This window comes from Acaryochloris sp. IP29b_bin.137 (genome assembly GCF_028285745.1).
Taxonomy (GTDB): Bacteria; Cyanobacteriota; Cyanobacteriia; order Thermosynechococcales; family Thermosynechococcaceae; genus Acaryochloris.
Window position 1 is genome coordinate 1 of sequence record NZ_JANQOP010000143.1, and the last position, 6,921, is coordinate 6,921.

Sequence of the window (6,921 nt, forward strand, 5' to 3'; positions counted from 1 at the left end):
GCAACTTTAGTCCACCAACCCACGGACAAGAGTAAAGATATTGAATTTATGTTCAATCCCACAGAGTTGGTTTTTCAGCAGTCGATGCGTCTAAATGAAAGCCAAGGGGCACGAACGGCTAAGGGATTACCCAAGGTCACCTTTGCCTATCCAGAAGCCTGCTCTCTGTCCTTGAGCAATATCTTATTTGATACCTATGAGCAAGGGACCAGCGTTATAGATGCCTATGTCAGTAAATTGATCAAAGCCTTGGATTTTGATGACAGTGGTGACGCTGCCAACAAACGACCGCCCATCTATATCTTCACTTGGGGAGACCAGCAATACCTACGCTGTTTTGTCGAGCAAATTACTTACAAACTCACCTTATTTTTACCGGATGGTACACCTGTCCAAGCCCGAGTGGATATGTCCTTGAAGGAAATTGACGAATCAAGCTTAGCAGGGGGAAGCCAGTCTGCCTCTCCCAATCGCTCCCAGGATAGCCGTTCCAACCGAACCACCTTTGGTCGCTAAAGTACAGAAAATAAGCTAACTGCCCATGCCTGTAACTACTTATATTGCCGAGCCACTTTTAGAAATTGATGGCAAAAAAGCGTCTAACGAGTTGATGGAAGATATTCTCCAGATTTCTGTGGAAGAAAGCTTGCACCTACCTGGCATGTTTGTCCTGGTGATCAAGAACGACTACTTTTCTGGTCGGTCCGTTGATGCTCCCTGGCAATATGACGATCTCTTTCAGATTGGTAAAACCATCAAAATCGGCTTTAGCGGCAGCACCACCGAAGCCCAGGACTTTGACGAAGAGAATCAGGGCTATGTGCTGGATGGAGAAATCACCGGCATGGAAACGAACTTTACCGCGAGTTCCCAAGCCCCTATCGTGATTCGGGGCTACGACACGTCCCACCGACTCCATCGAGGTCGCTACAATCGGTCCTTCCAGAATATGACCGACACGGATGTAATCAAGAAAGTGATTGGAGAAGTCGGAATCCCCGCTGGCACCATCGATAACAGTGGGTCTCCCCATGACTATATTTTTCAAGAGAATCAGACCAATATGGAGTTTTTACGGGAGCGGGCAGCCCGGAATGGGTTTGAACTCTATGTTCAAGACGGCAAGATGAATTTCCGGAAGCCCAAAGCCAATTCCAATATTTCCCTGACCTGGCTCAAGGATCTGCATAGCTTTCGAGTGCGGGTCACCAGCGCAGAACAGGTTAAAAGTGTTGAAGTACGGGGTTGGGATTATGAACGGAAACAAGCCATCGTCTCCACTAAAAATGTTGAGAAACTGCTAACCTCCACGGATCATGGCTCCGGCCAGAAGCAAAGCACCGTCTTTAATGGCAAACCCACAACGCCCAAAATGATTGTGGTGGATCAACCCGTCTTTAGTGCCAAGGAAGCCGATACCATTGCCCAGGCTCTGATTGATGAACTGGGGGGAGAGTTTGTGGTGGCGGATGCTAGAGCTGAGGGTAATCCTGATTTGAGAACAGGACAGGTGGTTCAACTCAAAGATATGGGCAAATACAGCGGCAAGTATTACATCACTGAAACGCGCCATTTATTTCAAGATCGGGTTTATTCCACAGAGTTTAGTGTGCGCGGGTTACGGGGAGGAGATTTACTCTCAACCTTAGCTCCCTCTCAACGGCTGCAGGCAGGCCAAACCCTGTTGGTCGGCAAAGTCACGAATAACAAAGACCCAAAAGGCTGGGGACGAGTTCGAGTCAAGTTTCCCACCCTGACAGAGGAGCATGAGAGCAACTGGGCCAGAGTCGTGGCCAGTGGAGCCGGAAAAGATCGGGGTTTTGACTGTTTACCCGAAGTGGATGATGAAGTGTTGGTCGGGTTTGAGCATGGTGATATCCACCGCCCCTATATTGTGGGTGGGGTGTGGAATGGAAAGGATAGTCCCCCGGAGAAGGTGGAGAGTTCCATTGTCGATGGCAAGGTCAATCTCCGAACGGTGAAAACTCGCACGGGCCATACCCTTCAATTTGTAGAAGCAGATAAAGATGCCAAAAAGAAAGGGATCTACTTAGATACGGTGTATGGCCATCATTTGTATCTGAATGACAGTGAAAAATTCGCGGAATTAAAAACGAAAGAGGGGCATTATGCTCGGCTGGATGATCAAGGCAAAAAGCTAGAAATTAAATCCAAGGGGGGGCATAAAGTCTTACTGGATGATAATGGCTCCGCCAAGATCGATATGGTTTCGACGGGAGATATCAATGTAAAATCCGGGACCAGTGGGAGTTCGCGGAAGATTAGCCTGAATGCAGGGGAAATCACCTTGACGGCAACAACCAAAATTACTTTAAAAGTGGGAAGCTCATCGATTGAACTCAGCAATTCTGGCGTCACGATTCAGGGGGTTCAGGCTGCGATGAAAGGAACTGCCCAAACCAAAATTGATGGAGCTTTGGTGACCGTTCAGGCCTCTGGGGTGAATACCCTCAAGGGCTCAATCGTAAAGATCAATTGATAGTGACAGGAAGGAGTAGTCAATGGGACAACAAGTCGTCATGGGGGCGTCATTACAATGTTCGTTTGGGGCAACGCCTAGTTCATTGATCGTGATTCCCAAAGGCCCACCGGATCTGACGGGAGGACCTGCTGCCGCCACCATTATGGATTATGCCCCCATTGCTAATATTCCGCCCTTTGGCATGTGTTCTTCCCTAGCGAATCCGACCGTCGCCTCAGCAACTTCCGCAGCAATGGGTGTGCTTACCCCGATGCCCTGTATCCCCGTTATTCCAGCCCCGTGGACACCGGGTTCACCAACGGTGCTGATCAATAATTTCCCGGCATTAAATAACTCGTCTAAATGTTTTTGCACCTGGGGAGGGGTTATTCAGATTACCTATCCAGGGCAAGTCACCACTCAAATCCCTTGATTTAGTTGCTATTCAAAGAGTGGATGATCTTGCTGTTCTGCCAACGATAGAAGGGTAACTTCCCAGACTAATCGAGGCTGAGCATAGTGGCGGAGTTGTTCCTTTGCCTTTTCTAGAGGATGGAGTAGCGCTGAGTTGCCATAGGTTTGCCAAAAGTACTGCTGGTAGAAGTCTAGAAGCCACAGTTGAGAAGGCAGATCCAAGGCTTGGTTAATACTTTGGGCCAAACGGAGACAATCATGGGGAGACTGAAGGTGGTTTAAATCGGCTTCCAACAGATCAGGAGCAATAGCTTGTTGCCGCTGCCAATGGGAGATCGCACTTCCAGGACTCCCTTGAGCCATCTCTAACAACTGAGGATGGTCCAAAATTTCCCCATAGCCAGATTGTTCTAGTACCTGAGCCACTTGTGTAGACGTCAGTCGGCGAAAAGGGATCCGCTGACACCGCGATACCAAAGTTGGGATTAAAGCATCAATATTAGGTGCAAGAAGGATTAACGTGGCATTTCCCGGTTCTTCTAAGCTCTTGAGCAGCGCATTTGCAGCCGCTTCACCCATGGTTTCCGCCCCTTCAATCACCACCGCCAAACGAGTAGCTTCCAGGGGGGCTTGGCTGAGAAATTGCGTCATTGCCCGAATCTGGGCGAGTCGGATTTGGGGGTGGCTGCGGGGTAAAGAGATATCTTGCTCCTGCATTTGAGCCACAGTCATCAACTGGTTTTTGTATTTGTAGGTCGGGGCTATCCACAGAAAATCGGGATGGTTTTGCAGCGTGCGCTGCTGCGATTGGGTCGGATCGAGCAGGTGGCTGATAAATTGTGCTGCAACCCGGCTGCGACCGACGCCTTCGGGTCCGGCAAATAGGTAAGCTGGAGCAATCCGCTGGGTGGCGATCCCTCGACTCAAGTACTCAATGGCTGCCGACTGGCCCACAACATCTGAGAACATTAGGGATACCATTGTCGTAGACGCTGTTCAAGAAGGCCTTGAATCTGCTGGGCGATCGCAGATTCAGATTGGTGGGCGTCAATGCGAATCATCCGATCAGGATGCTGTTGAGCTAACGCTGTAAATCCCTGCCGTAACCGTTGGTGAAAGGCAATTTCGGTGGCCTCCATTCGATCGACCTTGATTTCAGGATCTTGCCCCCGTTGTCGGGTGCGGGCCAGTCCTATTTCTACGTCTAGGTCTAACCATAGGGTAAGGTCGCTCTCTAGCCCTTGCGTAGCAATCTGATCGAGTTGGTGGATTAAATTGAGATCTAAGTTCCGGCCATACCCCTGATAGGCAATCGTCGAATCCGTGTAGCGATCGCACAGGACCAAAGCCCCTTGCTGCAGATGAGGTCCTAGAAACCCCGCAACATGCTGAGCCCGATCCGCCGCAAACAGCAAGAGTTCCGCTCGTTTATCAATCGATTCATCTCCTGTGGCTGAGACATCCAATAACAACTTGCGAATCCCTTTGCCTAAAAGGGTGCCGCCGGGCTCTCTCGTCACCACAATAGGAGAAGAATCGCCCGCCATAGCGGATTGAATACGGTCTAGCCAACCCGAGACGGCTAACCACTCTTGAAGCCGGATTAGCTGTGTCGTTTTGCCAGCGCCTTCCCCTCCTTCAAAAACCACAAATTTCCCCAGCATGGATGAATCATCGACAGCATCAGTCTTATCTTGACACCTTAAGGCTCTGGGTCAAGCGAACGGTGTTGGTAATACAGTTGACGGGTCAGTCGTTGTCTGGCTTGTAAATAGTCGTGAGACGACCCGACTCGGCTTCCACACTGTTCCGTAATACAGCGCTCTAATTCGCTATTCAGCTTATCAATAAGACTAAGGGCCGTTTCATCCTCTAAGTGAGTTTGTAGGTACAAAACAGAAATAAGGTTATTGATGTCACGATGGGTCAAATTGACCGTGCATTCCATGCAACTTCTCCTGCGATGCGGTAACATTCCCCCCCACACCATTGGGTCAACTCTTTAGATCGAGAAGACATGGCAAATTCAGCCAATTCTCCAATTAGAACTATAGGCTCCAGTCTAGAGAATGGCTTGTTTATATTTGTTTTTAAGTGACAGCAAAGCAACCCGTTTGTCTAGGCGATATCGCTAACGTGACAAACAAACTGTTTGCATTCCCCGCGTCCAACTTAAAAACCCAAGATAATTTAGTTTGATTTATCCAAGATAGCTCAACATTTTTCTACCGTCACTATTTTATTAAATGTAATGGGATTAGGCTCACCTGAAACGAGTGGCGGTCATTTAATTGAACCATTGCCGGGTAGAGGATTGCGGCGGTTGCGAGCCGATGGATTGTTTCCGTCGGCTTCGTTAACGATGGTTATATTCTGTGGCCCAGCATTTAGCGGCTCGGATACGGCGGGCTCCACCATGATTGTACCCATCGGGCCTCCTTTCTCAATAAGGGCTGAGGCGGTCCTTCACTAAATTATCAGTCCTGCCTCATCTTTGACCCAGTCTAATTCAGTAAGGTGTCAGAAACGACTCTGATTGCCTGGAATGAACGAGCTTTGTAACCACTCATCTAAACTTTTTAATCCGCCTGCCATGTTAGTGGTCTCTCGTGCCCTTTCTGCTGCCCGCCCCGCTTTGATTGCGTTCCTAATCGCCAAAGGGGCTGAGTTGAGTGACGGCGTCAGTCATCCCATTTCCTTTTGCAATATTCTTTTTATCGGTAATTTCTGTGCTGCTCTGGTTGTGGGGGGTTGGTTTGGGTTTAGTCCCATGCTTGCGGAATTAAAGACCGTCAAATCCAAGGTGCGACTGGGGCTGTTGCTCAATGGTGGTTTAGCCACCCTTCTCTCTACCCTGATTTTCCTGGGGCTGCAAGAGACTTCAGTTACCAATGCCGTTTTATTGGGACGATTAGGCCCTGTTCTGTTTGCCCTGGCGGGAGCCATCATGCTCAAAAAACAGATCCAACCGATGGAATGGTTTGGGTTTTCTATGATTGCTGTGGGGGTAGTTGCGATCGCATTCAGAACGAGTCAATACCAAGTAAATCGCGGTGACATTTTTATCCTCCTCTCAACAGTTGTGTTCGCAGCGTCATCTTTGGTGAACAAACTGATGATTGCCAAGGCAGCTTCCCTACAAGTGGTGGTGTTCTCTCGCAATATTTTGTCTTCACTGATCTTTTTCTTAATTGCCCTACGGATGTTTGGCCCTCATCACTTTGGAGATGCCTTTAGCGGCAAGCTGTGGATGATTATGTCCATCTACGCCCTTATTGTGATTGTCTGTGCTCAGTTCCTTTGGTACGGAGCAATTGCGCATTTGGACTCCCGGACAATCGGACGCTTAACGGTACTTTCCCCCATCTTTGGCGTTACCTATGCTTTTTTATTGAATGGAGAGAGACCCTCGGATTTGCAAGTGTCAATGCTCGGCGTGGTGCTTGTTGGCGTCCTGATTGCTAGTCTGGGCGGTTCCAAGAAATCTGCATCTCACCCCGTGAACCAAGAGCCAGAGAATGCAGCCTCTATTCCCTAATGCTGAGCAGGACGCAATCGCTGCGAAGCAAAGATTAACCGGCATGGTTTAAAAACAGGGGATTTTGGGTTACACTTCCACGGCAAAATAAACCATCAATTATCGATGGCTTGAGGTCTACTTCTACCCAATCAGGTCAGACTATGCCCTTTGGAATCGCTTGAATCCCAACAGCTCCAGCCAGTGGGGATGAGGTTCTCCGGTTAGCAATTCCTGTAAGCGTTAATATTCTATATTTTCTAGATTTTTCATGTTACTCTATCTCTTGCAGGGATTTGCAAGTAACGGTGAGAGATGGATTACGAATTTAGAGTGATTGTAGAGAAAGTTTCCGTTACTACTCAGGAAGTTGGGCTTTGTTCAGATCTGGCCGAAAATGGGTAACACGCGCACGACAAAGCAGGCCATCTCTAGAAATGACCCATCCAAGATTTATTCCATTGCCTAAGCTCTTTTGAAGAGTTTGAATCCTAGCAGTTCTAGCCAG

Annotated in this window: 8 protein-coding genes; 5 read left to right on the forward strand and 3 right to left on the reverse strand. The window is 48.6% G+C overall.

Going from position 1 to position 6,921, the window contains the following annotated elements; all coding sequences use genetic code 11:
• From Q0991_RS11070 to Q0991_RS11080, 3 genes are all read left to right on the forward strand, one after another.
• Nucleotides 1-516, forward strand: a 516-nt coding sequence (locus tag Q0991_RS11070) for a hypothetical protein (protein WP_299488362.1), incomplete at its 5' end; no start/stop codon positions are given.
• A 25-nt stretch (nt 517-541) separates the two neighbouring features.
• Nucleotides 542-2,500: a VgrG-related protein gene (locus Q0991_RS11075; RefSeq protein ID WP_299488365.1), complete on the forward strand. Its 1,959-nt coding sequence runs from the start codon at nt 542-544 to the stop codon at nt 2,498-2,500.
• 22 nt (nt 2,501-2,522) lie between these two features.
• Nucleotides 2,523-2,915, forward strand: coding sequence for a DUF4280 domain-containing protein (locus Q0991_RS11080; protein WP_299488367.1), 393 nt, complete (start codon nt 2,523-2,525; stop codon nt 2,913-2,915).
• An 8-nt stretch (nt 2,916-2,923) separates the two neighbouring features.
• On the opposite strand, the gene Q0991_RS11085 is transcribed toward Q0991_RS11080, so the two are convergent.
• The 3 genes from Q0991_RS11085 to Q0991_RS11095 are packed head-to-tail and all read right to left on the reverse strand — an operon-like array spanning nt 2,924 to nt 4,844.
• The gene (locus Q0991_RS11085) at nt 2,924-3,877 is read right to left on the reverse strand and encodes a DNA polymerase III subunit delta' (protein ID WP_299488370.1); all 954 of its coding nucleotides are present in this window, start codon (nt 3,875-3,877) and stop codon (nt 2,924-2,926) included.
• Complete coding sequence (gene tmk / locus Q0991_RS11090) at nt 3,865-4,560, reverse strand: dTMP kinase (protein WP_299488373.1); 696 nt, start codon at nt 4,558-4,560, stop codon at nt 3,865-3,867. Before tmk ends, Q0991_RS11085 begins: the two co-directional genes overlap by 13 nt.
• 38 nt (nt 4,561-4,598) lie before the next feature.
• On the reverse strand, nt 4,599-4,844 hold the full coding sequence (locus tag Q0991_RS11095; RefSeq protein WP_299488376.1) for a hypothetical protein: 246 nt from the start codon (nt 4,842-4,844) through the stop codon (nt 4,599-4,601).
• A 303-nt stretch (nt 4,845-5,147) separates the two neighbouring features.
• Here Q0991_RS11095 and Q0991_RS11100 point away from each other — a divergent pair, with 303 nt between their 5' ends.
• On the forward strand, nt 5,148-5,369 hold the full coding sequence (locus tag Q0991_RS11100; RefSeq protein WP_299488379.1) for a hypothetical protein: 222 nt from the start codon (nt 5,148-5,150) through the stop codon (nt 5,367-5,369).
• 120 nt (nt 5,370-5,489) lie between these two features.
• Nucleotides 5,490-6,434, forward strand: coding sequence for a DMT family transporter (locus tag Q0991_RS11105; protein WP_299488382.1), 945 nt, complete (start codon nt 5,490-5,492; stop codon nt 6,432-6,434).
• The last annotated feature ends 487 nt before the right edge of the window (nt 6,435-6,921 follow it).